This is a genomic window from Paenibacillus sp. ACRSA (genome assembly GCF_022346845.1).
Classification (GTDB): Bacteria; Bacillota; Bacilli; order Paenibacillales; family Paenibacillaceae; genus Paenibacillus.
Genome location: NZ_JAKRNP010000002.1, coordinates 650,662 through 675,358, shown reverse-complemented (window position 1 = coordinate 675,358; position 24,697 = coordinate 650,662). Strand labels below are relative to the sequence as shown.

At 43.7% G+C, this 24,697-nt stretch carries 27 protein-coding genes; all 27 read left to right on the top strand.

Features of this window, described 5'->3' with window-relative positions; genetic code table 11:
* Window positions 1-79 precede the first annotated feature (79 nt).
* The 27 genes from hslU to MH215_RS07890 all read left to right on the top strand — a co-directional run bounded on the left by hslU (window position 80) and on the right by MH215_RS07890 (window position 24,691).
* Window positions 80-1,480: an ATP-dependent protease ATPase subunit HslU gene (gene hslU, locus MH215_RS08020; RefSeq protein WP_239289540.1), complete on the top strand. Its 1,401-nt coding sequence runs from the start codon at window positions 80-82 to the stop codon at window positions 1,478-1,480.
* Window positions 1,481-2,486: 1,006 nt separating this feature from the next.
* Window positions 2,487-2,894 (top strand): flagellar basal body rod protein FlgB, encoded by a 408-nt coding sequence (gene flgB / locus MH215_RS08015; protein ID WP_239289538.1) that lies wholly within the window; start codon window positions 2,487-2,489, stop codon window positions 2,892-2,894.
* A gap of 5 nt (window positions 2,895-2,899) precedes the next feature.
* Entirely contained in the window at window positions 2,900-3,352 is a 453-nt protein-coding gene (flgC, locus tag MH215_RS08010) for a flagellar basal body rod protein FlgC (RefSeq protein WP_239289536.1), read from the top strand.
* 63 nt (window positions 3,353-3,415) lie between these two features.
* Complete coding sequence (gene fliE / locus MH215_RS08005; RefSeq protein WP_056700575.1) at window positions 3,416-3,727, top strand: flagellar hook-basal body complex protein FliE; 312 nt, start codon at window positions 3,416-3,418, stop codon at window positions 3,725-3,727.
* Window positions 3,728-3,876: 149 nt separating this feature from the next.
* Window positions 3,877-5,460, top strand: coding sequence for a flagellar basal-body MS-ring/collar protein FliF (fliF, locus tag MH215_RS08000; protein WP_239289534.1), 1,584 nt, complete (start codon window positions 3,877-3,879; stop codon window positions 5,458-5,460).
* An 11-nt stretch (window positions 5,461-5,471) separates the two neighbouring features.
* On the top strand, window positions 5,472-6,488 hold the full coding sequence (gene fliG / locus MH215_RS07995; protein WP_056700579.1) for a flagellar motor switch protein FliG: 1,017 nt from the start codon (window positions 5,472-5,474) through the stop codon (window positions 6,486-6,488).
* A complete protein-coding gene (locus MH215_RS07990; RefSeq protein WP_056700581.1) occupies window positions 6,481-7,335 on the top strand; it encodes a FliH/SctL family protein in 855 nt (284 codons plus the stop codon). Before fliG ends, MH215_RS07990 begins: the two co-directional genes overlap by 8 nt.
* Window positions 7,322-8,641: a flagellar protein export ATPase FliI gene (gene fliI, locus MH215_RS07985; RefSeq protein WP_128101398.1), complete on the top strand. Its 1,320-nt coding sequence runs from the start codon at window positions 7,322-7,324 to the stop codon at window positions 8,639-8,641. Before MH215_RS07990 ends, fliI begins: the two co-directional genes overlap by 14 nt.
* 11 nt (window positions 8,642-8,652) lie before the next feature.
* Complete coding sequence (gene fliJ, locus MH215_RS07980; protein WP_239289532.1) at window positions 8,653-9,105, top strand: flagellar export protein FliJ; 453 nt, start codon at window positions 8,653-8,655, stop codon at window positions 9,103-9,105.
* A 45-nt stretch (window positions 9,106-9,150) separates the two neighbouring features.
* Window positions 9,151-10,089: a MotE family protein gene (locus MH215_RS07975; protein WP_056700587.1), complete on the top strand. Its 939-nt coding sequence runs from the start codon at window positions 9,151-9,153 to the stop codon at window positions 10,087-10,089.
* 55 nt (window positions 10,090-10,144) lie between these two features.
* Window positions 10,145-11,542, top strand: a complete 1,398-nt coding sequence (locus MH215_RS07970) for a flagellar hook-length control protein FliK (protein WP_239289530.1) — start codon at window positions 10,145-10,147, stop codon at window positions 11,540-11,542.
* An 18-nt stretch (window positions 11,543-11,560) separates the two neighbouring features.
* Window positions 11,561-12,136 carry a flagellar hook capping FlgD N-terminal domain-containing protein gene (locus tag MH215_RS07965; RefSeq protein WP_239289528.1) on the top strand — a complete coding sequence of 192 codons (576 nt, stop codon included), beginning with the start codon at window positions 11,561-11,563 and terminating at the stop codon, window positions 12,134-12,136.
* Entirely contained in the window at window positions 12,133-12,516 is a 384-nt protein-coding gene (locus MH215_RS07960; protein WP_239289526.1) for a TIGR02530 family flagellar biosynthesis protein, read from the top strand. Before MH215_RS07965 ends, MH215_RS07960 begins: the two co-directional genes overlap by 4 nt.
* An 82-nt stretch (window positions 12,517-12,598) precedes the next feature.
* Window positions 12,599-13,414, top strand: coding sequence for a flagellar basal body rod protein FlgG (gene flgG / locus MH215_RS07955; protein WP_239289524.1), 816 nt, complete (start codon window positions 12,599-12,601; stop codon window positions 13,412-13,414).
* A gap of 68 nt (window positions 13,415-13,482) precedes the next feature.
* Entirely contained in the window at window positions 13,483-13,704 is a 222-nt protein-coding gene (locus MH215_RS07950) for a flagellar FlbD family protein (RefSeq protein ID WP_056700597.1), read from the top strand.
* Complete coding sequence (locus MH215_RS07945) at window positions 13,704-14,165, top strand: flagellar basal body-associated FliL family protein (RefSeq protein ID WP_239289523.1); 462 nt, start codon at window positions 13,704-13,706, stop codon at window positions 14,163-14,165. The genes MH215_RS07950 and MH215_RS07945 overlap by 1 nt, the downstream gene beginning before the upstream one ends.
* Window positions 14,166-14,206: 41 nt before the next feature.
* Complete coding sequence (gene fliM / locus MH215_RS07940; RefSeq protein ID WP_239289522.1) at window positions 14,207-15,205, top strand: flagellar motor switch protein FliM; 999 nt, start codon at window positions 14,207-14,209, stop codon at window positions 15,203-15,205.
* Complete coding sequence (fliY, locus tag MH215_RS07935) at window positions 15,195-16,514, top strand: flagellar motor switch phosphatase FliY (RefSeq protein WP_239289521.1); 1,320 nt, start codon at window positions 15,195-15,197, stop codon at window positions 16,512-16,514. Before fliM ends, fliY begins: the two co-directional genes overlap by 11 nt.
* A gap of 28 nt (window positions 16,515-16,542) precedes the next feature.
* Window positions 16,543-16,908 carry a response regulator gene (locus tag MH215_RS07930; protein ID WP_128101407.1) on the top strand — a complete coding sequence of 122 codons (366 nt, stop codon included), beginning with the start codon at window positions 16,543-16,545 and terminating at the stop codon, window positions 16,906-16,908.
* Between the two features lie 5 nt (window positions 16,909-16,913).
* Window positions 16,914-17,450, top strand: a complete 537-nt coding sequence (locus MH215_RS07925) for a flagellar biosynthetic protein FliO (protein WP_481857426.1) — start codon at window positions 16,914-16,916, stop codon at window positions 17,448-17,450.
* The gene (gene fliP / locus MH215_RS07920) at window positions 17,447-18,202 is read left to right on the top strand and encodes a flagellar type III secretion system pore protein FliP (RefSeq protein ID WP_056700608.1); all 756 of its coding nucleotides are present in this window, start codon (window positions 17,447-17,449) and stop codon (window positions 18,200-18,202) included. Before MH215_RS07925 ends, fliP begins: the two co-directional genes overlap by 4 nt.
* 25 nt (window positions 18,203-18,227) lie before the next feature.
* Window positions 18,228-18,497: a flagellar biosynthesis protein FliQ gene (fliQ, locus tag MH215_RS07915; protein WP_056700610.1), complete on the top strand. Its 270-nt coding sequence runs from the start codon at window positions 18,228-18,230 to the stop codon at window positions 18,495-18,497.
* A gap of 10 nt (window positions 18,498-18,507) precedes the next feature.
* Window positions 18,508-19,296: a flagellar biosynthetic protein FliR gene (fliR, locus tag MH215_RS07910; RefSeq protein ID WP_239289520.1), complete on the top strand. Its 789-nt coding sequence runs from the start codon at window positions 18,508-18,510 to the stop codon at window positions 19,294-19,296.
* 23 nt (window positions 19,297-19,319) lie between these two features.
* Window positions 19,320-20,402 (top strand): flagellar biosynthesis protein FlhB, encoded by a 1,083-nt coding sequence (gene flhB, locus MH215_RS07905; protein WP_200956181.1) that lies wholly within the window; start codon window positions 19,320-19,322, stop codon window positions 20,400-20,402.
* Between the two features lie 25 nt (window positions 20,403-20,427).
* Window positions 20,428-22,461 carry a flagellar biosynthesis protein FlhA gene (gene flhA, locus MH215_RS07900; RefSeq protein WP_056700617.1) on the top strand — a complete coding sequence of 678 codons (2,034 nt, stop codon included), beginning with the start codon at window positions 20,428-20,430 and terminating at the stop codon, window positions 22,459-22,461.
* The gene (flhF, locus tag MH215_RS07895) at window positions 22,458-23,804 is read left to right on the top strand and encodes a flagellar biosynthesis GTPase FlhF (RefSeq protein ID WP_239289519.1); all 1,347 of its coding nucleotides are present in this window, start codon (window positions 22,458-22,460) and stop codon (window positions 23,802-23,804) included. The genes flhA and flhF overlap by 4 nt, the downstream gene beginning before the upstream one ends.
* Entirely contained in the window at window positions 23,804-24,691 is an 888-nt protein-coding gene (locus tag MH215_RS07890) for a MinD/ParA family protein (protein WP_239289518.1), read from the top strand. Before flhF ends, MH215_RS07890 begins: the two co-directional genes overlap by 1 nt.
* The last annotated feature ends 6 nt before the right edge of the window (window positions 24,692-24,697 follow it).

The window sequence follows — 24,697 nt, the reverse complement described above, 5'->3', positions numbered from 1 at the left end:
CTCATGTTTTGCGGGGTTCTCCCTAATTTGGGTCATCGAGAGGTTTGAAAATCAAGTATACCGGTAGGAGGGAAGCTATATGCAAACACAAGCGCTAACACCTAGACAAATTGTTGCAGAGCTCGATAAATACATCGTTGGTCAAAAACAAGCTAAGAAATCCGTAGCGGTGGCTCTTCGTAACCGTTATCGTCGTAGCTTGCTACCCGAGCAAACCCAGGATGATATTGTACCAAAAAATATCCTGATGATTGGACCTACAGGTGTAGGTAAAACAGAGATTGCCCGTCGTTTGGCTAAGCTCGTGGGCGCTCCGTTTGTTAAAGTAGAAGCAACGAAATTTACTGAAGTGGGTTATGTAGGTCGTGATGTTGAGTCCATGGTTCGTGATCTCATCGAAACGTCCTTGCGTATGGTTAAATTGGAGCGGACGGAAAAGGTAAAAGACAAAGCCGAAGAAGCTGCCAATGAGCGAATTGTACATATTTTGGCTCCTTCACAATCCAAAACCAAAAATCAGCGGAATCCATTCGAGATGATCTTCGGGAATAATGGTAATCATGCCCCAGAGCAAGAAGAAGCTGAGCCAGACACAAATGTGGCTGAGCGCCGCCGTAAGATTAAATTCGATCTGTTATCAGGTAAGTTAGAGGACGATGTCATAGAAATTGATGTAGAGGATACTACGCCTAACATGATGGATATGTTTGCTGGTCAGGGTAATGATCAGATGGGAATGAACATGCAGGAGATGTTTGGTAGCTTGTTGCCTCGTCGCACCAAGAAACGCAAATTGGCTATTAAAGAAGCGCGTAAAGTGCTCATTCAGGAAGAAGCAAGCAAACTAATTGATATGGATGACGTGACGCAGGAATCGATCCGTAGAGCAGAACAAACCGGAATTATCTTCATTGATGAAATCGACAAGGTAGCCAGCCAAGGACGCGGAAGTGGTCCTGACGTGTCACGTGAAGGTGTACAGCGGGATATCCTGCCTATCGTTGAAGGTTCGACTGTGATGACTAAATACGGGCCTGTCAAAACCGATTATATTCTGTTTATGGCTGCAGGAGCATTTCATGTGGCTAAGCCCTCAGATCTGATTCCAGAGCTTCAGGGGCGATTCCCAATTCGTGTAGAATTGAATAGCCTCACACTGGATGAATTTGTATCTATTTTAACTGAGCCGAAAAATGCATTAACGAAGCAATATGTTGATTTATTGCGTACAGAGAACATTGAAATTGAGTTTTCGGACGAAGCCATTCGAGAGATTGCTAAACTTGCAGAGTCCGTGAACCAGAATACGGAGAATATTGGCGCACGTCGTCTGCATACCATTCTGGAGAAACTACTTGAAGACTTGTCCTTTGAGGCAGCTGAGCTCACATTAGAACGTATGGTGATCACTCCAGAGTATGTTCGTGAGAAATTGAATGACATCGCTCTGGATCGTGATCTGAGTCAGTACATTCTATAGATTAGCTATAGCTGAATTGCAATTTCGACATAGATGAGACAATGACGGTATACATGGATAAACAATTACATTTGAAGTTATTAGTGGGTATGATAATCCCACATTGGCTTGTAAGTGTGCTGTCTATCCTGAGGTGTACCGTCTTTTTGTATTGACCCAAAAGATCCTGTTTAATAAATCCAGCTAATAAAACGAAGGTAAAGAACCGATAATTAGGTGTGAGTAGATTTTTGGTAAGTACAATATAGGACTTGTGCCGCAGATTGGGCATAATTCGCTCGACAAAAGTAAGTTTTAGCGTGCTCAGGTGTGGAACCTCTTCCAATATAAGGGTTTAGTTTTAACCAAGTCTGACGATAGGTTTTATGAAGAATGAGAGAAAATTTGCGCAAATGTGCAAAAAGTGGGTTTGGAGGAATTTCGGGAATAACAATCTACTTTCTAAGAAATCAATCTACATACAAGTTGATAATTGTTAAAAAAGTGTTGTGGATTAAGAGAAGAATTGAAGTAACAAAGATCGTTTTTAAGTCGAAATTCTATTACACAGAAATGCTGCTCCAAAAGTGGAATTATTGGAAAAACCTTATTATATCGGCGATTATCTATATCCTCAAAAGGGATGAGCTGATCAATTATACTGCTATTTTGTAAAGGTTGCGTAAGAAACTAGGGGAAGAATCATTTTTTTTATTTTAAGAATGTTTAAGTGCAGGATGATGGTATATTAGAAAATTTTTGTTTTGGGCATCATCATTTACGAAAAAAATCATAATTTGCAGAAAATACACAAAAAGCCCTCTATTACAGAAAAGATAGGGCTTTTTTCTTATTGTAATAAATCCCAATCTCGAAGAAACTTATCATATACGACAACATCAGAGTTAATTCTACTTAAGTCCTAGAAAAACGTGTAAAAGCGAATGTTTTTGTCGAAAAAACATAAGCGATTAAAAGGAAGAAGATGCAATCTTTTTCCATAATTTCTAAGGAGAGGAGGGAAATTATGAATCTTTTGAATGATATTAGTTTCCAGAGGTTACAAGGTGCACTTGATGCGTCGAACATGAGACAACGTACGATTGCAGACAATGTTGCAAATGCGGATACCCCGTACTTTAAGCGTTCTAACGTCGCTTTTGAAGAAATGTTGCAGCAACAAATGGATGGAGATACGCCTACTCTTAGAGGGAAAGTAACGGATTCAAGGCATTTTGTCATAGGCCCTTCCTCTTCCGTACCTACACCAGTAGTCAATTTGGATCATTCTACATCGATGAATAATAACCAGAATAATGTCGATATCGACAGAGAAATGAGTCTTCTGGCGGACAACCAATTGCGCTACAGTGCTTACATCCAGCAAGTAAATGAACAGATTAAAATGATGCGTGTTGGCGTTGAAGGGAGATAGCTAAGGTGAACATCAGTAATAGCTTTGGGATTAGTGCATCGGCTCTAACAGCTCAACGTTTGCGAATGGACGTGATTTCTTCCAATATTGCTAACGCAGAGACAACGCGTGCCAGTGTAGTTAATGGGGAAGCCGTTCCTTATAAGCGGAAAATGGTTGTTCTTGAGCCTAACAAATCCTCATTTAGTAGCATGCTTCAAAGCCAAATGAGAGACGGTGGAACGGGAGAGGGTGTTAGAGTTTCTGAGATTCGTGATGATCAATCTCCGCTCAAGCCTGTATACGATCCAACACATCCAGATGCAAATGCGGACGGGTATGTATTTATGCCTAACGTCGACATTGCGAAAGAGATGGTTGATATGATCTCTGCTTCGCGGTCATACGAGGCTAACGTTACTGCTTTGAATTCAACTAAAGCCATGATATCTAAGGCATTGGAGATTGGTAGAGCCTAGTTAAACAGGAATGAAATTAAATTCTTCTTAAGTTGAAGAAAGAGATGAAGGGGAGGGACATTAATGATTCAGAACAACATGTTTAACACACAGGGGATTCAGCCGCTCCAGATGCAAAATGCTTCCGTTAGCAAACCCTCAACACCAGCCGAAACTATTGAGAGCTTCGGTACATACTTACAAGAAGCGTTAGGCTCCGTAGCTGCACAGGAATCCCAAGCGCATGAAATGTCTAACCAGTTTTTAGTTGGAAAAGTGAACGTCGATCAAGTGATGATCGCATCAGAACAAGCTCTACTGGGTTTGCAACTGACGACTCAGGTCCGAAACAAAGTAGTCGAAGCATACCAAGAAATTATGCGTACGCAATTGTAAAATAGCGCGCCTTGCGCTTCGATAACAGCGCTGATCATTACAACAAGCAGCGTGATGCTGCTCCTAAAAGCCAACGTTTATTCTGTAACTAATGACGTACAGAAGTTGCTTCGGGACAGACTAAGCAAAGTTTCGGATGGGGTGACAGAGTGAATGAGAGAATCGCCCAGTACAAAGACAAGACAGTTCAGTACTGGAATAGTTTTAGCAAAAAACAGAAGGTATTACTGGTATCTACCTTTTTATTTTTAATCATGGCTGCAGTTGTTCTAACCATGCAACTCTCCAAAACGGAATATGAGGTCGCCTTCAAAGATCTGAACTCTAGTGATTCGGCAGGGGTTATCGCATACCTAGATTCAGCCAGTATACCGTACAAACTAAGTGCAGATGGCAAATCCATTTCCATTCCTAGCACAGATGTTGCAATTACGAAAGTAAATGTTGGATCACAAGGTATCATACAGAACGGTTCATTAGGTTATAAAGCATTCTCAGAATCCTCGTCTCCGATTGGGATGACGGATAAAGAATTTGATGTGAAATACAATAGTGCGTTAAACGGAGAAGTGGAGCAGTTACTTCAACGGATGCAAGGAATTCAGGATGCCAAGGTGCTCGTTAATATGCCAAAGGATAACATCTTCGCTGGCTTAGAAGAGCAAGACAAAGCATCCGCATCTGTAGCCCTACAATTCAAACCAGGTTATCACCCAAATCAGGCAGCAGTTGATGGGTATTTTAATTTGGTTAAAACGGCTATTCCTAATCTACCGATAGAGAATATTACGATTACGAATACGGATGAAGCAGAGCTGATTCCATCAGCCCGCGGTGGCAGTGGTGGCTTGTCATCTGAAGTTCAAGAGAACATGGCACTGCAGAAAAAGTTTGAAAATGATGTTCGTAACAACGTGAAGCAATTCCTTTCACAAATCGTAGGCGAAGAAAAAGTTAACGTTCTTGTTGTTTCGACATTGAATTTTGACAAAGAAACTAGAACAGAAAATAGAGTAGAGCCTGTCGATGTGGAAAATATGAAAGGTATTGAGATTAGTGTACAAGAGATTCAGAAGAGTTATACCGGGGCGAGTACACCTACAGGTGGCGTAGCTGGTACGGGGCAGGAAGAAGTTCCTGGTTACCCATCGGCTGATGCGACAGGGAATTCAACCTCTGAAGAATCATCAAGTACTAAAAATTACGATGTTAACCGAATTGTTAAAGATATCGTGGCAAGTCCATATTCTGTAAAAGACTTAACCATTAATGTGGCTGTTGAACCACCAGCAGGTCAGACAGAATTGCAAGCACCGGTTCAAGATGCGATTGAAAATATCTTGGTGAATATCGTTCGTGCTTCTCTTGCTGACACGGGCACGGTTATCACTGACGCGGATCTAGCTAAAAAAGTATCTGTCATCTCTCAAGGCTTCCAGACTACAGATACAGCGGATACAGGATTCCCACTTTCAACTGGGATGCTATGGGGCATAGGTGGACTGGTTGCAGCATTGATCGCAGCCGTTGTGATCCTGCTCGTACGCCGTCGCCGCAAACAGAACGAAGAAGAAGAAGAGGAAATTCCTCTTCCAGTAGCAACCGAGTTCCCGTCCATAACGTTGGACAGTGTAACGAACGAAAGTCAGGTGCGCAAACAATTGGAGAGTTTGGCGAAGAAAAAGCCAGACGAATTCGTCAATCTACTGCGTACATGGCTGGCTGACGAATAGAGGTGGACGCATTGGCAAAGGCAAGCAATCAGGGACTAAGCGGAAGACAAAAAGCAGCAATTTTGCTCATCACACTTGGTCCAGAGGTATCGGCACAAATCTTCAAACATCTTCGTGATGAGGAAATAGAACAACTGACGTTGGAAATTGCCAACGTTCGTAAAGTAGATGCCGCAGAAAAAGACATGATTATGGCTGAGTTTCATCAGATCTGCCTTGCTCAGGAATACATTTCTCAAGGCGGTATCACCTATGCAAGAGAGATTCTCGAGAAGGCACTGGGATCCTCAAAAGCTCTTGAAGTCATTAATCGCTTAACGGCTACACTGCAAGTTAGACCATTCGACTTTGCTCGCAAAGCGGATCCGAATCAAATTTTGAACTTTATTCAAAATGAGAGCCCGCAAACGATTGCTTTGGTGCTGTCCTATCTGCAATTTGAGCAAGCTGCAGCAATCCTTTCCTCTTTACCACAGGAAAAGCAAGCTGATGTGGCGAGAAGAGTAGCGGTCATGGATAGTACTTCTCCGGAAGTTATCGCTCAAGTGGAACGGGTATTGGAGCAAAAATTATCTTCAACCGTTACGCAGGATTACACAAATGCTGGTGGTATCGAGTCGATCGTACAGATTTTGAACGGTGTAGACCGTGGTACAGAGCGTACAATTTTGGATTCACTCGAGATACAAGATCCAGAGCTTGCCGAAGAGATCAAAAAGCGGATGTTTGTCTTCGAGGATATCGTCAACGTCGACGATCGTTCAATTCAACGAATTATTCGAGATATCGACAACGCAGATCTGCAGTTGGCACTCAAAGTGGCCAGCGAGGAAGTACGCGATGCGGTGTTCCGGAATATGTCGAAACGGATGTCCGAAACGTTCAAAGAAGAGATGGAATTCATGGGGCCTGTTCGATTGCGTGATGTGGAGGAAGCACAGACTCGTATCGTAGGTACAATCCGTAGGTTGGAAGAAGCTGGTGAGATCATTATCGCTCGTGGTGGAGGAGATGATATCATTGTCTAATTTGATTAAATCTTTCCAGTATGTTCCGGTAGATGACCGCAAACGACTAGAGAATCATCATCATTATGGAGATTCAGAAGCGGAATTCGAAGTGGAACGAGATGAAAGTGCTGAAGCAGAACAACTGCAAGCACGTGTAGACGAGGAGTCACAACGACTCACTGCAGAGATGCTGGAGGATGCGAAGGAGTTTGCAGAAAAGCAGGTGCGCGAAGCTTCTGAGGAGGCGGAACGTTTGCTACAAGAAGCCCGTGAGCAGATTGATAGTTGGTGGCAGGAACAACGCATGCAGGATGAACATCTTACTGAAGCGATGCGATCACAAGGCTTTCAGCAAGGGTTTGAAGAAGGCAAAGTACAGGCTGAACTGGATCTCCAAGTGCAGATCGAAGAGATGATGAGAGAAGCTCGTGAAGTTCTTGAAGAGGCTTATGTTGCTAAAGATCAGATTATTCAAGAAGCAGAACCATTTTTGGTTGATCTAGCTTGCGGTATTGCTGAGAAGGTAATTGATATGCAACTTACTGTGGAGCCAGAACAAATGCTTGAATTAATTCGTCAAAATCTGTCACGTAAACGGGAACAAGGAATGATCACGTTATGTGTAGCACCAGATCAGTTTTCTTTTGTGCAAGCAGCACGGGAAGAGCTATCGCTCGCAATTGACTCGCAAGCTGAACTGCAGATCTTGCCTGATGCGACCGTCAAAGATAAGGGATGTGTCATCCGTTCTTCCTTCGGTAGTGTGGATGCCCGTATTGATACACAACTGACTGAGATTAAAAAGGAACTGATCCGTTTAGCACTTGAGGATGAGGGGCGAAAAAATCAACATGAAGGTTCTTAGTTCACAGCGTTATATGGAACATTTAAAAGGTTTTGACCCTGTCCGGGTTAACGGAAAAGTGACTCAGGTTATCGGATTAATGGTTGAATCTGAGGGGCCAGATGCAAGCATCGGTGATGTTTGTTACATCTACCCTGGAAAATCAGCTAAGCCACTCCAGGCAGAGGTTGTTGGCTTCAGAGATAACAAAGTACTGTTAATGCCTTTAGGAGAATTGCAGTCGATTGGACCAGGTTGTGATGTTGTAGGAACAGGCAAACCGCTTGGCGTACAAGTGGGTTCTGAGCTGCTTGGCAAAGTGCTTGACGGCTTGGGACAGCCGCTCGATGGTTCACTTCTACCGTCAAGAATGCCTACGTATTCCACCTCGAATACACCCGTCAATCCGATGGATCGACCGAGAGTACTGGAGACAATGGGAGTTGGCGTTCGTGCCATTGATGGACTGCTAACCGTTGGTAAAGGTCAGCGGGTCGGGATTTTTGCAGGATCTGGTGTCGGTAAGAGTACATTAATGGGTATGATTGCTCGGAATACAGCTGCTGACGTGAATGTAATTGCGCTTGTAGGTGAACGGGGACGTGAGGTTCGAGACTTTATCGAACGGGATCTAGGGCCAGAAGGATTAGAACGATCTGTCGTGATTGTAGCGACTTCCGATCAACCTGCCCTAATTCGGATTAAGGGAGCGGTCATTGCGACGACGATAGCAGAGTATTTCAGAGATAGAGGCATGAATGTCATGCTGATGATGGACTCTGTGACACGTTATGCAATGGCACAAAGGGAAGTGGGACTCGCTGTTGGTGAACCTCCTGCGATGAGAGGGTATACACCTTCTGTATTTGCTAGTCTTCCTAAATTGCTAGAGAGAGCAGGAACTGGTCCAACAGGTTCAATTACCGCCTTCTACACGGTTCTTGTTGACGGTGATGATATGAATGAACCGATTGCGGATGCAGTAAGGGGTATTCTGGATGGGCACATCGTTCTGAATCGTGCCATTGCGAACAAAGGCCACTTCCCAGCAATAGATGTACTTGCGAGCATCAGCCGTGTCATGAAGGACATTGCACCTCAAGAGCAGATCGAAGCAACGAATAATATGAAGCGATTAATGGCTGTTTATAAAGAATCCGAAGACTTGATTAACATTGGAGCATATCAGAGAGGTTCCAATGCTGCGATCGACGAGTCGATGGATCAGATTGATAACATTTGGAATTTTACCAAACAAAAAGTAGATGAAAAAGTGACACTGAGTGAAGTACAGGAACGTTTGATTCTTGAGTTTGCAAGGAGATGAATGAGTAAGCGATGAAATTTCGATATCATTTCCAGAAGGTTTGTGACCTGAAGAGCAATGAGAAAACACAAGCGGAGTGGATGTTATCCACAGCCATCGGTAAACTTCAGACGGAAGAAGAGCACCTTTTACAACTTTTGAATGATAAAAATGAGCTGATCAAAGTGATCCAAACGGCAACGGAAAGCACAGCTTCTGTATCTTCCCTACAAGAAATGCAACGATATGTTCATCACCTAGATGAATGTATTAGTAGAAAGAATACGGATGTTAAGCATGCTCAGGTCAATGTAGAACGGAATAAAACGTTTCTGAATGGCAAAATGGTTGACGAAAAAGTATGGCTTGAAGCGAGAGACAAGGCCAAGATCAAATTTCAGCAGGAGATGCTCCTCCGTGAACAGAACGATCTGGACGAGATGGCTACTGTACGCTTCGCTGCAAAAGCCGGACGGGCAATGTAATAGAAGTCTGGAAGCGAGGTTGCCCTCGTGAGGGAGGAATAAACGATGGCTGTAAAAGACACAGAGGACATGGAAAAAGAGTCAAGCGGTGGTTGGGAGAAGTTTCTGATGATCTCCATTCCAATTGTATTCACCGTTGTACTGCTTGGGGTACTACTCACCCTATTTAATGTAGACATTCGCAATAACTTGCTTGATTTTGCTAATAAAATTCCAGTTGTCAAGGACTGGGTACCTGAGCCAGTGTTAGATCCAGAGAAAGAAAAGCTTGAGAAGAGCGAGAAGCAAGTGGAAAGCGCTGAAGCGACAATCGAAAAGCTTAAATCTCAAGTTGCTGCGAAGGAAACGGAGCTTCAAGCAGCTAAGGATGCTACGGCTACAGAAACACAGAAAGCTAGCAATTTGCAAAAGAAATTGGACGAAGCTGAGCAAGCTGCAGAAACGGCTGTACAGACCACTCCTGAGACAGAGTCTGATTACCAAAAACAAATCAAAGATTTGGCTAAAATGTACGCAGACATGAGTCCAAGTAAAGCAGCACCGATTTTGCAAAACATGACGAATGAAGAAATGGTGCTTCTGCTGAGCGCAATGCAATCTACATCTCGGACTAGAGTGCTTGAGAAGATGGATCCCAAAACGGCTGCAGATGTGACCATGATGATGAAGGATGCCAAACCATCTGGCGATTTGGCCATTGATGCACTGCAATCTAGATTGAATAAAGAAGCAACAACAACGGCAGCGGCTACAACTACCTCAAAGAATCTAGATAAAAACCAACTGAGTCAAACGTTTGCAAGTATGTCAGCTTCAAGTGGTGCGAAACTACTGCTCGAAACATACAAACTCAGTCCGGATAAAACATTAACCATTTTGAATTCAGTGGATGATGCCACTCGTTCGCAATTGCTTGAAAATATGTCCACCGAGAATTCAGTGGAAACGGCCAAAATTTTAAACAGACTGATGGGAAATAAGTAGCCGGAGCATCATCTTTTTAACATGTTTTTGAACATTTGAAAGGAGGTGAGAACATATGTCGATCGTATATCAGATGACTACAGCATCCGCATCGAAAGCAACGACAACGACTTCAACGACAGGAACCCAAGCAAAGGGAGCTACTGCGGCACCAGGGGGAGAATTTATGCAAACCCTCGCAGCATCCTTGAACGGGGGAGCTACAGAAGGAAGCAATGTGGCAGGATCCGGGATGTTGGGTGTTAATCCACTTGGTATAGCTTTGGTATCTAGCGAAGAAGGAGAGCAAACCTCGTTAGCAGATATACTTAATTCTTTGTTCAGCGACTTGGAAGCTTTAGATGATGCAATTGAGCAAGATCCATCACTCCTTGCAGAGCTCCAGACCTTTATTCAGCAGATGTACGCACAGATCGCTGATGGTACAGAGCAAGAGATGGGAACTGCGGCGGATACGGATGCGGCTCCAGAGGCATTGAAAGTCGTACCAGCTATTAACCTGACGGAACACCCGGCAGCAGCTCGTTTTGTGTTGCAGGATGCTCTTACACAAATGGCAACAAACTTGGTTAGTCCAGATGGTAGCCTTAATAAAAACACGAGTGAGTTTAAGAATCTCCTTCAGAATCTACAGAACCATTTACAGAACTCAGGCGTGGATTTAAGTGGTAGTAAGGGATGGTCAGATCTGAAATCAATTGTGGATACCCTAGTCTCCATGAAGGAACAGAATGTTCAAGTTACTCAAGCGAGTACAGGACAAGCTCTGAATAAGCAAGATGCAGTAATCTCTCAACTTCTTATTGCTTCTGCAGCAGGTAAAGGTAATCATGTGACAACGGAGACAGGAACGAATGCTTCAGTATCAGCGAGCACAGATGTAGAGTTAGATCATTCGACTGTAATCACAGCTGGTGAGTTATCCATGCGCACTTCAGGTACGTCTGCAGCTAAACCAGCGGAGCCCGTGATGCAAGCATCACAGTTTGCTAAAGAAATGACACAATTCGTTGTGAACAAGTTGGATATTGTTCAGAAGAATGGATTCTCTGAAGCGACGATTTCACTTCGTCCGGAGCATTTAGGTAAGTTGGATGTTCAGATCACGTTACAGAACGGACAATTAGTTGCTCGTTTTATGACAGAACATACCATGGCGAGAGATATGCTTGAACAGCAGATGATGCAGCTACGTAGTTCACTTCAAGCCCAAGGTATTCAAGTAGAACGACTTGAAGTAACACAGAACAGCTCACTGGGATCTCAAATGTATCAGGACGGTGGACGTCAGTCAGGAAGTAACTCCCAGCAGCAACGTCGTTCGCGTGAGCGTGAAGAGCAATCCGATGAAGCTATAACGGCAGCAGGGATTCAAGAAGAATTACGTAACTGGCGCAGCGAACAAGTAGAGGGTCAGGAGCTTAAACGGGATTCATTTACGGCAGAAGCTTAATAGAAATGAGGTGAATATATGGCTAATGAAATCGTTTCAACCAACAATACCTGGCCTAACTACTCGGCAGCGAATAAAGCAACGACAAGTGCTGCAACAAAGGAGTTAGGGAAGGATCAGTTTCTCAAAATTTTGATAACTCAGCTTCAGAACCAAGATCCGATGCAGCCAATGGAGGATAAAGAGTTTATCGCTCAGATGGCACAGTTCAGTTCGGTTGAACAATTGGTTAACATTTCATCACAACTCAAGACTTTGAACCAATCCCTAGGTGCTGTGTCTGGCATGATTGGTCGAGAGATCAGTTGGCTTTCTTCTAATAAAGCAGATAACGGAACGCTTCGTCAGGGCATTGTAGATTCCATCGTTGTTCGAGATGGTGTACATTACGCTAAAGTGGGCAATGACGAAATCAAGCTGGATGAGATTATTCAGGTAACTAATCCGAAGGAACCAGAATCAAGTGATCTGAACCAACCGGAGCAAAGTGAACCTCAGGTTCAAAACAATACGGATATCGTGACAGACACGAATGAAAACCCAGTTAATCCAGAAGCAAACGAGCCAACGGATGACAGCGAGAACTTATTATGAGTGATCGCATAACGGTTGGGCAGTTATACACAGGGATAAACACACCGAATTTGTTGAGTCGATCCAAGCAAGGGGATTTATCCACAATGCCAGAGCGCCCCTTTGCCCAGGTGTTGGAAGATAATCTTCTGAAATTAAGTAATCACGCTGCAAAGAGATTGGAACAACGCGGCATCGAGCTGAAAAGTGAGCAAATGCAGCAAATTGGTACTGCGCTAGACAAGGCTGCTGCAAAGGGAGCCAAAGAGTCTCTTATCTTGATGCAGGATCTAGCTTTTATCGTAAACGTCAAAAATCGCACCGTCGTAACTGCCATGGATAGTGAAAGTATGAAGAACAACGTATTCACTCAAATTGATAGTGCTGTCATTATTTCTTAACCGGCTGGCCCTTCTCGGGAGCCGGAATGCCGCTGACCGATTGATGCGGTAAACCAATTTATGGCTGGGAGGCTTTTTTAAAATGTTGAAATCAATGTACTCAGGCGTTTCCGGGATGCGGGGTTTTCAAACAAAGCTAGATGTTATCGGTAATAATATTGCGAACGTGAATACGGTTGGTTTTAAAGGTAGCCGCGTTATGTTCAAAGATATTATGAGCCAAACGACAGCTGGGGTAACTGCTCCAGGAGATGCGACTGGTGGGGTGAACGCGAAACAAATCGGACTTGGAGTATCGATTGGTTCAATTGATACATTGCACTTGGCAGGTAGCCCGATGACAACAAACAATCCTACAGATTTGCGGATTAACGGGGATGGATTCTTCTTGGTACGCCTCAGTGAGGATCAAGAGGTTCCGTATTTGACTCGTGCTGGTGATTTCCACATTGATGCTGCACGCAACCTGTTAACTTCTGATGGATTGTTTGTACTGGACAATGGGGGTGGTAACATTACCCTTGGAGATGATGTTGTTTCCTTCACAATTGGTCAGGATGGAACGATCAATCAGACGATGGCTGATGGCACGATTGAGGCTGGTGCACAGCTTGGTATTGGTAAAGTAGTCAATCCAGAAGGTTTGGAGAAAATTGGAGGCAACTTGTACCGTATGACTGCCAATGCGAATCCGGATGGTGCGCTTGATCCACTGACAGCCAACAGTGCTGAAGATGGAACTGGTGCGATCATCGCAGGTCAGCTTGAAATGTCTAACGTGGACTTGACAGGTGAATTTACAGAGATGATTGTGGCTCAACGTGGATTCCAGGCGAACTCAAGAATCATTACCACATCGGATGAAGTGCTTCAAGAAGTTGTTAACCTGAAACGTTAATAACGGTTTAGCAGTTTTTTAATTGTGTGGGGGAGTGAGTTCCCCCACGCCGAATAAGGGGGCTTAGCATGATTTCGGTGACGCGGTTAAATGGTTCTCCCATGTGGTTGAATGCGTTGATGGTGGAGATTGTTGAAGAGACGCCAGACACGTATATAACTCTTGTCACAGGAAAGAGACTCATTGTGCTGGAAAAGGCGGATGAAGTCATTTCCAAAATTAAAGAATACAACCGTGAAATTGGGGTTCAGGCGGCCACCATCAAAGTGCAACAAACGGAGGAATCCTGATGAAAAAGATGATGCCCTGGATTGCAATGAGCCTGCTTGCTATAACACTCATTGCGGTGGTTGTGTTTGTGTTTATGCAAACTCAGAACGGGAACAACGCTGATGCACATAAGTCTGCTGCTGTAGTAGAGAAGAAGAAGACTGCAGATGAGATTGTCGAAGTAACATCAGAAATTACAGACATAAAAACGAATCTAGCAGATACAAACCACATTTTACAAGCGAAGTTATCCTTTGAGCTAGCAGATGCTAAATCTAAAGAAGATTTTGAGAAGATCAAAGAAATCACTGTAAAACCGATTATTATTCAGACCCTAGCGGATACACAACCAGAAGAATTAAAAACAGCTAAAGGCCGTTCTGATTTTAACACCAAGCTTACAGAATTAATCAATACTGCCTTACCAGAACCGAAGTTGAGCAGTACTAGCTTCACTGATTTCTTATTGGTATCTATGTAATATGAACAGAACACGCTGTAAACCTGTAAGGGGGTGAGAACATGGTGGATGTATTATCACAAAATGAGATTGATGCCCTATTAGCAGCACTTTCCTCAGGTGAGATGGATGCTGAGGAATTGAAAAAGGAAGAAACTCAGAAGAAAATTAGATCTTACGATTTTAAGCGGGCAGTGCGCTTTTCAAAGGATCACATTCGAAGTTTGACCCGGATTCACGAAAACTTTGCACGCTTTCTCACCACTTATTTTTCAGCCCAACTGCGGACGTTCGTTCAGATCAATGTCGTTCAGGTTGAACAATTGCCTTATGATGAATTTATCCGTTCGATACCAAAAATGACCATATTAAACATATTTGAGGCCGAGCCTTTGCAAGGTCGAATGGTCATGGAGGTACATCCTAACGTTGGTTATGCAATGTTGGATCGGCTGCTTGGTGGAACGGGCAGTGCACCAACCAAAATAGCCTCAATGACTGAAATTGAGACAACCATTATGGAGCGGATATTTAGCCGGGCATTTGAAAGCTTGCAGGAAGCATGGAAAACGGTGCTAGATATTTCACCAAGGTTGGAAGCGTTGGAGACTAACCCACAATTCATGCAGATTGTATCACCCAATGAAACGATTGCACTGATCTCACTGAGCACTAAAATCGGTGACACAACAGGCATGATCAATTTGTGTATCCCGCATGTCGTTCTTGAACCCATTATGTCACGTCTGTCTACGCATCAATGGTTTGTTTCCGAGAAAAAGACCAGAGCTCCGGAAGAGTACGAAGCCCTCAGGGAACGTGTCAATAAGGCTAAATTGCCAGTGGTTGCTGAACTCGGAGAGTCCAGAATTTCGATTTCAGAATTTTTGGGTCTATCGGTAGGGGACGTCATTACGTTAAACAAACCAGTTGAGGAAGGTTTATCCATTAAAGTTGGCGACAGGCTGAAGTATATGGGAAGTCCGGGAACGATTAAAGACCGTGTGGCTATACAAATAGACGAGATTGTCACCGAAGGAGTTGAAGAATTTGACGAGTAAGGATTATTTATCCCAGGATGAGATCGATGCTTTGCTCAGGCAATCTGAATCGATCAGCAGCTCTGAGCCAGCAGAGAAGACGGTTGATGATTTTTTGACCGAACTGGAACAAGATGCTCTGGGCGAAATTGGTAATATCACATTTGGTAGTGCAGCTACAGCCTTGTCCACCTTGTTGGGACTCAAAGTGGATATCACAACACCTAAAGTATCGGTTATAAGCCGATCACGGTTTGAGGAGGCATTTCCTAAGCCTCATGTGGCCGTCCATGTGAACTATGTAGATGGATTTGAAGGCATTAACTCGCTCGTTATTAAAAAACGCGATGCTCAGGTTATTGCTGACTTAATGCTTGGAGGCGAGGGCAACCCAGCGGATGAGGAATTGAACGAAATTCACATCAGCGCTGTGCAGGAAGCTATGAATCAGATGATGGGCTCTTCTGCTACATCCATGTCTACGATATTTAATCGTTTCGTGAATATTTCTCCTCCAGGGATTGATATTCTCAACATGGAAAGTGGTGAGGGTGTAAGCAACCTTCCAGAAGATGAGACACTTATTCAAGTATCCTTCCGGTTGTTGATTGGTGATCTGATTGATTCCAATCTAATGCAACTGCTTCCCGTTCATTTCGCGAAGCACATGGTTGAATTGTTGATTGGCGGTGCACAGGAGTCTACAGCGAATACACCTGCTCCAGCAGCACCAGAGCCTGTCCAGACGCCAGAACCTCAGGCACCGGCACCGGCGGCAGCTCCACCACAACCACCGGTACAGCAGCAGATGCCCCCACAGGCGGCACCGCAGCCACCAGCCCAGGATTATAACAGTTATGGACAAGCACCAATGGGGATGCCGCAAGGAATGCCTCAGGGAATGCCGCCACAGCAACCATATGGAATGCCACCACAGCAACCATATGCTATGCCACCACAGCCGCATTATGGTGAACCACAGCATTACGGCGGTGTACCGAATAGGAATGTAAACGTACAGCCTGTACAGTTTGCTAATTTGCAAAATGGCGCATACAGTCAGGTTGATGAAAACAATTTGAATTTATTGATGGACATTCCCCTTAAAGTCACCGTAGAATTAGGAAGGACCCAAAAGCAAATTAAGGATATATTGGAACTATCACAGGGTTCAATTGTCGAGCTGGATAAACTAGCCGGCGAACCTGTCGATATTTTAGTTAATAACAAGCTGATTGCCAAGGGAGAAGTTGTCGTTATCGACGAAAACTTTGGTGTTCGTGTTATAGATATCGTAAGCCAATGGGACCGAATTCAGAAATTACAATAAGCACAATTTAGGGAGGACTTGAATCAAGATGGCAAACCGAATTTTAGTCGTGGACGACGCTGCATTTATGAGAATGATGATCCGGGACATTTTGTCCAAAAACGGATATGAGGTCGTTGGCGAGGCTCAGGATGGAGCACAAGCAATTGAGAAATTTAAGGAACTTCGTCCTGATCTGATCACGATGGATATCACCATGCCTGAGATGGATGGAATCGCGGCTCTGAAAGAAATCAAAAAAATTGATGGCAATGCCAAAGTGATTATGTGCTCTGCAATGGGACAACAAGCTATGGTAATCGATGCAATTCAAGCAGGAGCCAAAGATTTCATCGTTAAGCCATTCCAGTCCGACCGCGTTATTGAAGCGATCAGCAAAACACTGGGCGTGTAAGAGATATGATGATGGCTCAGGATGGAAATCCAATGGCGGGTACGAATTATTATTTGCAGCTTGTTTGGGTGATTGTTGTCCTGGCCGTCATCCTAGCCCTTATCGTCTACTTGATTCGTTTTCTCAACAAACGGAATCAGCAGTGGTTTCGTAACGGCACAGTCCGGATTTTAGGCGGAGTTGGGCTAGGGCCTAACAAATCACTACAGATTATTGAAATTGGCGGTAACGTTTATCTACTTGGTGTAGGTGATGATATTCAACTTGTAGATAAAATTTCTGATCTGGATGAGGCGCAGCGAATCATTGATTCGTTTGAACGAGAAGCTTCTTCACCAAATGGAAGCCTCTCTCCTCTCATCAACAAGCTAACTGCTCGTTTCCGCAAAGAAGAACCACCACGGGAAATAGAGCTAGAAGATACAACCTCTTTTCACGAATTGTTTGAATCTAAACTTCGGCAGATGCCTAACCGAAAAGAGAAGATGGAGAAGCTACTTAAAGAAGAAGACAATACTACAGATCGGTCGAGGGATTCATGAAGAAAAAGATTTGGCTAGCATGTTGTTTGATGGGGCTGATCAGCCTGGCGTCCGTAACAGTCGCCTTTGCCGAACCGATACCGAATATTGATATTCAAATCGGAAATGGGGATGGGGGAGCACCAAGTACAAGCTCATTATCGCTCATCTTATTAATTACGGTACTGAGTATCGCACCGGCATTACTGGTACTGATGACCAGTTTTACCCGAATTGTTATCGTTCTCGGTTTTGTGCGAACTTCCTTGGGGACACAGCAAATGCCACCCAATCAGGTGCTTGTCGGGTTAGCGCTCTTTTTGACATTATTCATCATGTCACCGACATTGTCTTCGATTAATCAGGTAGCACTTCAGCCCTATCTTGAAGGAGAAATTACGCAAACCGAGGCATTAGAAAAGGCAGCAGACCCGATAAAGAAATTTATGTTCTCCCACACTAGGGAGAAGGACCTATTGCTTTTTATGAAATACAATCAAACCGAACAGCCTAGTTCGTATCAAGATATACCGCTCACTGTTATGGTGCCGGCATATGCAATCAGTGAATTAAAGACAGCATTCCAGATGGGATTTATGATTTTCATTCCGTTTCTGGTCATAGACATTGTTGTAGCTAGTACACTGATGGCTATGGGGATGATGATGCTTCCGCCGGTTATGATCTCATTACCTTTCAAAATACTATTATTTGTCCTCGTGGATGGATGGTATCTGGTGGTGAAGTCACTGTTGCTGAGTTTTAATACTTGAGCCGGAAAAGTAAAGGAGGACGGTCATGACTTCGGAATTTATTATCGGTCTGGCCGGGAAAGCAGTTTATACAGCACTGTTGGCCAGCGCACCCATGCTTATACTTGCTCTGGTTGTAGGTCTAATGATCAGCATATTTCAAGCGACAACTCAGATTCAGGAACAGACCTTGGCTTTTGTGCCAAAAATTGTTGCCGTATTATTAGCAGTACTATTGTTTGGACCATGGATATTGAATATATTGGTCGACTTCACGTACAACATACTCGATAATTTATACAGATATATAGGTTAGGCTTTTGCAGATGGAGACATTGTTGCAAAGTTATCCTGTCGCTCTGCTTATGTTTTGTCGAATTGCATCATTTTTTGTAACAGCACCTGTCTTTTCAGCTCGAAATGTGCCTAATACGTTTAAAATTGGAATTTCGGCATTTGTCACGTTAACCGTGTACTTGGTGTATGGCATTAATCAAGAGGTTCCTACAGATCTAAGTTACATTCTACTGGTCATTAGAGAAATTCTCATAGGCCTGTTGCTGGGTTTCGTAGCGTATCTTATTATGACTGCTGTACAGACAGCAGGAGCGTTTATTGATTTTCAGATTGGATTTGCCATGGCGAACGTTTATGATCCAATGACTGGTGCTTCCGCACCACTTACGGGTAACTTCAAGTACGCATTTGCCATGCTGTTATTTCTGACGATGAATGGTCATCACTACTTGCTAGATGCGATCGTATACAGTTATCGTTGGATACCGTTATCCAATGCATTTTATATTCGTTTGGCAGATGGAAGTATAGCAGAATTTCTAGTACGAACGTTGGGCGAGACATTTATGCTTGCATTTCAGATGTCTGCACCGATTGTCGTTGCTTTGTTCTTGACAGACGTAGGTTTAGGCTTTCTAGCTAAAACAGCTCCTCAATTCAACGTGTTTGCTGTTGGTATGCCGCTTAAGGTACTTGTCGGGATTGCTATTTTGCTTTTACTGGTTCCGAGTTTTTCCTTTGTATTTAGTCAATTGTTCGAAGTAATGTTCAGATCCATGGAAAAATTGCTTGGGACCATTGGACAGAGGCCGGGCTGAGTGAAATGGAGGACAAGACCCAAATGAAATATCAACTCGACCTCCAGTTGTTTGCAGGAGAAAAGACTGAAAAGGCAACGCCGAATAAGAGGCAGGAAACACGCAAAAAGGGACAGGTCGTCAAAAGTATGGAGTTATCCGGTGCCGCGATTCTCCTGTTCACCTTTTTGATCTTTATGTTTTTTAGTGACTTTTATAAGGAACGCATGGTTAGGCTTTTTACGGACATCTTCATTAACCGGCTAAGCATGCAAATCACTGGTGAGAATGTAATGGCGCTCATGATGCGTTATGGCATCGAGGTTATGTTGTTACTTGCTCCTGTGTTGCTGGGGGTTGCCCTTATTGCTCTGATTGTAAACTATATGCAGGTTGGGTTTTTACTTGTAGGAGAAGGGCTTAAGCCAAAGCTTGAAAAGCTCGATCCAATCAAAGGCTTCAAAAATATTTTTTCATTGCGTTCAGTAGTGGAATTCGCTAAATCCGTATTGAAAATGTCGATTATTGGTTATCTCGTGTACAGCACTATTATCAGTTACCAGTCAGACATTGCTTCACTTTCACATTTTTCTGTGGATGCTATTTTACACTTTGCAGCTTCGATAACATTAAGTTTAGGCGTGAAAATTGCAGTAGCGCTTATGATTCTTGCGATTTTCGACTACATGTATCAAAAGTATGATTATGAGAAAAACATTCGGATGTCTAAACAGGACATCAAGGATGAGTATAAAAAAATGGAAGGTGACCCACTGATCAAGGGTAAAATTCGAGAGCGCCAGCGTCGTATGGCTATGCAGCGCATGATGCAGGAAGTTCCGAATGCTGATGTAATCATCACAAACCCAACTCACTTTGCGGTCGCTCTGAAGTATGAGGGATCAGAGATGGAGGCACCTCAGATCATTGCCAAAGGTCAGGACTACGTCGCCTTGCGTATCAAAGAAATAGCCAAAGAAAACGGCGTCATTACGATGGAAAACAAGCCGCTGGCACGGGCGTTGTTCCAGAGAGCTGAGATTGGAGACGCCATACCTGCTGATTTGTTTCAAGCGGTAGCCGAAGTGCTGGCTTATGTATATAAATTAAAGGGCAGAACGAAATAAAAGGGGATCGGAGGCCGTACATTCATTGAAAACTAAAGATATTGCTGTCCTTGCGGGTATCATCGGCATCGTATTGATGATGATTCTCCCGATCCCAACCTGGTTGTTGGACATGCTACTCGTTATCAACATCTCAATTGCGCTCATGATTTTACTCGTTGCAATGAACAGCAAAGAAGCACTCCAGTTCTCGATCTTCCCGGCGATGTTGTTGATTACAACGTTGTTTCGACTAGCGCTGAATATCTCAACAACCAAATTGATCCTTGGTGAAGGGGATGCGGGATCGGTCGTAGCGACCTTCGGTAGCTGGATTGCGGGTGGACAGATTGCGATAGGATTTATCGTGTTCCTGATCCTTGTTGTAGTTCAGTTTATCGTTATCACAAAGGGTTCCGAGCGTGTAGCTGAGGTTGCAGCTCGTTTTACTCTCGATGCGATGCCTGGTAAACAAATGAGTATTGATGCGGATTTGAATGCAGGTCTAATTAACGAGCAGCAAGCCCGTGAACGTCGTACTAAGATTGAACGAGAAGCTGACTTTTACGGAGCTATGGATGGAGCAAGTAAATTCGTTAAAGGGGATGCGATTGCGAGTATCATTATCCTCATTATCAATCTCATTGGCGGATTTATTATCGGAATGACCGTACACGGAATGGCCTTTGGCGATGCACTTTCTACTTACTCCGTGTTGACCATCGGGGATGGTCTGGTAAGTCAAATTCCTGCGCTTCTTATCTCAACGGCTGCCGGTCTGATTGTTACACGAGCGTCATCAGAAGGAAATCTTGCGGATGATATTACGGGGCAATTATTTACATACCCGACGCTCATTTATATTGTAGCTTTTGTCATTGCCATGTTGGGCTTCTTCACACCAATTCATGTTATTACTACATTACCTTTAGCCGCTTTACTTGCTTTTACCGCCTGGAAGATGCAGAATACGCTGAAATCCAAGCAAGTGGCTGAAGAGCAGTTGGAGGAGGAGCAACAGATCGAAGAAGTTAGAAGCCCTGAGAGTGTGATTAACCTTCTTCAAGTGGATCCGATCGAGTTTGAATTCGGGTATGGATTGATTCCACTTGCTGATAATCAGCAAGGTGGAGATTTGTTGGATCGAATTATTATGATTCGTAGACAGTGTGCGCTTGAACTGGGTTTAGTGGTTCCTGTCATTCGTATTCGAGACAACATTCAATTAAGACCTAACGAATATGTGATCAAAATCAAAGGTAATGTTGTGGGTGGTGGTGAGCTGCTTCTGAATCATTACTTGGCGATGAGCCCAGGGTATGAAGAAGAATCTGTAACCGGTATTGAGACGACAGAGCCTGCCTTTGGACTTCCAGCTTTGTGGATTGACGAGCTGACCAAAGACAGAGCAGAGCTTGCTGGTTATACAGTCGTTGATCCTCCCTCGGTAGTAGCAACACATTTGACGGAATTGATTAAGAAACACGCACATGAATTGCTTGGCAGACAAGAAACGAAAGCTCTTGTAGATAATCTCAGAGAAAATTATGCTGCTCTTGTGGATGAATTGATTCCTTCCGTTCTAGCTATTGGTGATGTTCAAAAAGTACTTGCCAAACTATTGCGCGAGAAAATATCCATACGAGACATGGTTACCATCTTTGAGACACTAGCTGATTATGGTACGTATACCAAAGATCCAGACGTTCTGACTGAGTATGTAAGACAATCGCTCTCACGTCAGATTACGCAGCAGTTCTCGCAAAAAGGTGAGACGTTAAGAGTCATCACGGTCGGGCCTGGCTTGGAGAAAAAGATTGCAGAGTCTGTACAACAATCGGATCAAGGTAGCTATCTTGCGTTAGATCCAGTTTCTACACAGAGTGTCTATCAAAAGCTGACAGAACAGGTGAATCGATTGATCCAGTCAGGTCAGCAACCAGTAGTATTAACATCTCCAACGATTCGGATGTACTTGCGGCAAGTGATTGAACGTACTATGCAGGACATACCGGTGCTTTCCTATAGCGAGTTGGAACCGAATGTTGAAATCCAAAGTGTCGGGGTGGTGAACTTATGAGAGTAAAACAATACGTTGTTGAGACCATGCCCGAAGCGATGCTTCAAATTCGTAAAGACTTGGGAAGTGATGCCGTTATCTTGTCTACCAAAGAGATTAAGGTAGGCGGGGTACTCGGTATGTTTCGCAAAAAGAGGATTGAAGTTGTAGCTGCAGTTGATAAGGAAGAGAAAAAAGAAGCGAAGAAGAAAACTCAACCTCAGTTTGCACCTGTACCACGGGCTTTTGTTCCTGAAGCCTACCGTCAAACAGCTCGTACGTTTGATAAGGCTTCAGATGCCCCAGCTTCTAAGCTAACCGATCATTCGTTAACTGAAGAACGTGCGGATGCTAATCCTGTGTTTGAATCGAGTCAGCTTGATTCAAACACAGATAAGAGCAAATCTGATTTGAACCTCGATTATAAACCGCGACCGGAAGGGGCGGATTTTTCGGGTTCAAGCTCTCCCTCTATACAGCAGGACAATAACTTAGATCAACAACAACTGATGTCTGAACTGCAAGATCTGAAACAGATGATGTCCAAGATATCCAAACTAGGAGTCGCGGAAGACAATTTACCAGAACAACTTCGCGTCGTAAGAGATCGTCTGAACACGCAAGAAGTTTGGGCAGATGTATCGGAATCTTGGATTGAAGTTGTACAGCGACAAATCACGGAGAACGAGTTGAATGAAGATAACATTCATGATGCCATTGAACAAGAAATCACTCATTTCTTGAAAGATCGTATCGCTGAAGGTATTCTTTCTACCACTCGAATCGTGTATGTAGCTGGACCCACGGGAGTAGGGAAAACAACCACCATTGCCAAGTTGGCTGCAGAGCAGATGTTTAAGAACCATCGAAAAGTTGGATTCATCACTTCCGACACTTACCGGATATCAGCAGTGGAGCAACTTAGAACGTATGCTTCTATCTTGAATGTTCCACTTGAAGTGGTACAATCTCCCGGTGATACTCAGCGAGCCATATCTCGACTACAGGAATGTGATCTGATCTTTATGGACACGGCCGGAAGAAATTATCGGAACGAGCTACTAGTTTCCGAGTTACAAAGCCTATTGGCTCCGGTTGAGAACAGTGAAACCTTTTTGGTTATGAGCATGACATCCAAAAGTACAGATATGGTTCAGATCACAGAACACTTTAGCAAGTATGGTTTGGACAAGGTGATTTTCACGAAGATGGACGAAACAGGCAGTTGTGGATCCATGTTTAACCTGTTATATCAGTTCCCGCTAAAACTCGCGTATGTCACGAATGGACAAAATGTTCCTGATGATCTGCTGAAACCTGAGGCGAGCGCGCTCACGAAACAATTGTTGGGAGAGCGAGCATAATGAAAGACCAGGCAGCCTCACTCAGAAGCATGGTTCCTTCCCGAGATGGTATAAACGGAGTCGATTCAGCGAAACGTTCCTCCAAAATTATTACCATTGCCAGTGGAAAAGGTGGAGTTGGAAAATCAAATTTCACTTTGAATTTCGCGCTGGCCTTGCAATCCTTAGGAAGGAAAGTACTCGTTTTTGATGCAGATATAGGGATGGCTAATATTGACATATTGATGGGAACTTCTTCTCCCTATAATCTGTATCATTTATTGTATCGACAAAAATCCATTCAGGAAATTATCCAGCTTGGTGCAGGTGGTCTGCCATATATCGCAGGTGGTTCAGGAATGAAAGAATTGTTTTCGTTGTCTGACCGAGATCTTGAGTTTTTTGCACAACAAGTAGAAGAGATTGCCCAGGAAATGGATTACGTGATCTTTGATACAGGAGCCGGACTCTCAAGAGAAAATATGAAATTTATTGGTGCTGCTGATGAATGCTTAATCGTAACCACACCTGAACCGACCTCAATAACCGATGCTTATGCTTTAGTTAAAGTTATGCATGGCCAAGAAAATGCTACACCCTTTCGAATGATCGTTAACCGGGTGGAAGACGAACAAGAGGCGCAGCGAGTGGCAGAGAAGATAGCTGGAGTAGCAAAGCGTTTTTTGCAGACGGATATCCCACTTCTAGGGTACATCTCAGAAGATATCCAGGTGGTAAAGGCGGTTAAAAGGCAGGTGCCTTTTAGCCTAGCATTCCCAAATACCAAGGCATCAAGAGACATAACGCGACTTGCTCTTCGTTATTTGGCTGTACCTACTACAACCGGATCCGAAACCTTGACAGGAATCAGAGGATTTATGAGAAAGTGGCTTAAGAAGACAACGTGATTTCTG

What these genes read in the sequence shown, in the direction of transcription:
- MH215_RS07925 (WP_481857426.1), top strand. Translation starts at nt 16,914, where the DNA reads ATGATGATGGCTCAGGATGGAAATCCAATGGCGGGTACGAATTATTAT.
- MH215_RS07945 (WP_239289523.1), top strand. Translation starts at nt 13,704, where the DNA reads ATGAAAAAGATGATGCCCTGGATTGCAATGAGCCTGCTTGCTATAACA.
- fliJ (WP_239289532.1), top strand. Translation starts at nt 8,653, where the DNA reads ATGAAATTTCGATATCATTTCCAGAAGGTTTGTGACCTGAAGAGCAAT.
- flhF (WP_239289519.1), top strand. Translation starts at nt 22,458, where the DNA reads ATGAGAGTAAAACAATACGTTGTTGAGACCATGCCCGAAGCGATGCTT.
- MH215_RS07960 (WP_239289526.1), top strand. Translation starts at nt 12,133, where the DNA reads ATGAGTGATCGCATAACGGTTGGGCAGTTATACACAGGGATAAACACA.
- MH215_RS07930 (WP_128101407.1), top strand. Translation starts at nt 16,543, where the DNA reads ATGGCAAACCGAATTTTAGTCGTGGACGACGCTGCATTTATGAGAATG.
- MH215_RS07975 (WP_056700587.1), top strand. Translation starts at nt 9,151, where the DNA reads ATGGCTGTAAAAGACACAGAGGACATGGAAAAAGAGTCAAGCGGTGGT.
- MH215_RS07965 (WP_239289528.1), top strand. Translation starts at nt 11,561, where the DNA reads ATGGCTAATGAAATCGTTTCAACCAACAATACCTGGCCTAACTACTCG.
- flgG (WP_239289524.1), top strand. Translation starts at nt 12,599, where the DNA reads ATGTTGAAATCAATGTACTCAGGCGTTTCCGGGATGCGGGGTTTTCAA.
- MH215_RS07970 (WP_239289530.1), top strand. Translation starts at nt 10,145, where the DNA reads ATGTCGATCGTATATCAGATGACTACAGCATCCGCATCGAAAGCAACG.
- fliI (WP_128101398.1), top strand. Translation starts at nt 7,322, where the DNA reads ATGAAGGTTCTTAGTTCACAGCGTTATATGGAACATTTAAAAGGTTTT.
- fliP (WP_056700608.1), top strand. Translation starts at nt 17,447, where the DNA reads ATGAAGAAAAAGATTTGGCTAGCATGTTGTTTGATGGGGCTGATCAGC.
- MH215_RS07890 (WP_239289518.1), top strand. Translation starts at nt 23,804, where the DNA reads ATGAAAGACCAGGCAGCCTCACTCAGAAGCATGGTTCCTTCCCGAGAT.
- hslU (WP_239289540.1), top strand. Translation starts at nt 80, where the DNA reads ATGCAAACACAAGCGCTAACACCTAGACAAATTGTTGCAGAGCTCGAT.
- fliR (WP_239289520.1), top strand. Translation starts at nt 18,508, where the DNA reads ATGGAGACATTGTTGCAAAGTTATCCTGTCGCTCTGCTTATGTTTTGT.
- fliM (WP_239289522.1), top strand. Translation starts at nt 14,207, where the DNA reads ATGGTGGATGTATTATCACAAAATGAGATTGATGCCCTATTAGCAGCA.
- fliQ (WP_056700610.1), top strand. Translation starts at nt 18,228, where the DNA reads ATGACTTCGGAATTTATTATCGGTCTGGCCGGGAAAGCAGTTTATACA.
- fliE (WP_056700575.1), top strand. Translation starts at nt 3,416, where the DNA reads ATGATTCAGAACAACATGTTTAACACACAGGGGATTCAGCCGCTCCAG.
- flgB (WP_239289538.1), top strand. Translation starts at nt 2,487, where the DNA reads ATGAATCTTTTGAATGATATTAGTTTCCAGAGGTTACAAGGTGCACTT.
- MH215_RS07950 (WP_056700597.1), top strand. Translation starts at nt 13,483, where the DNA reads ATGATTTCGGTGACGCGGTTAAATGGTTCTCCCATGTGGTTGAATGCG.
- flhB (WP_200956181.1), top strand. Translation starts at nt 19,320, where the DNA reads ATGAAATATCAACTCGACCTCCAGTTGTTTGCAGGAGAAAAGACTGAA.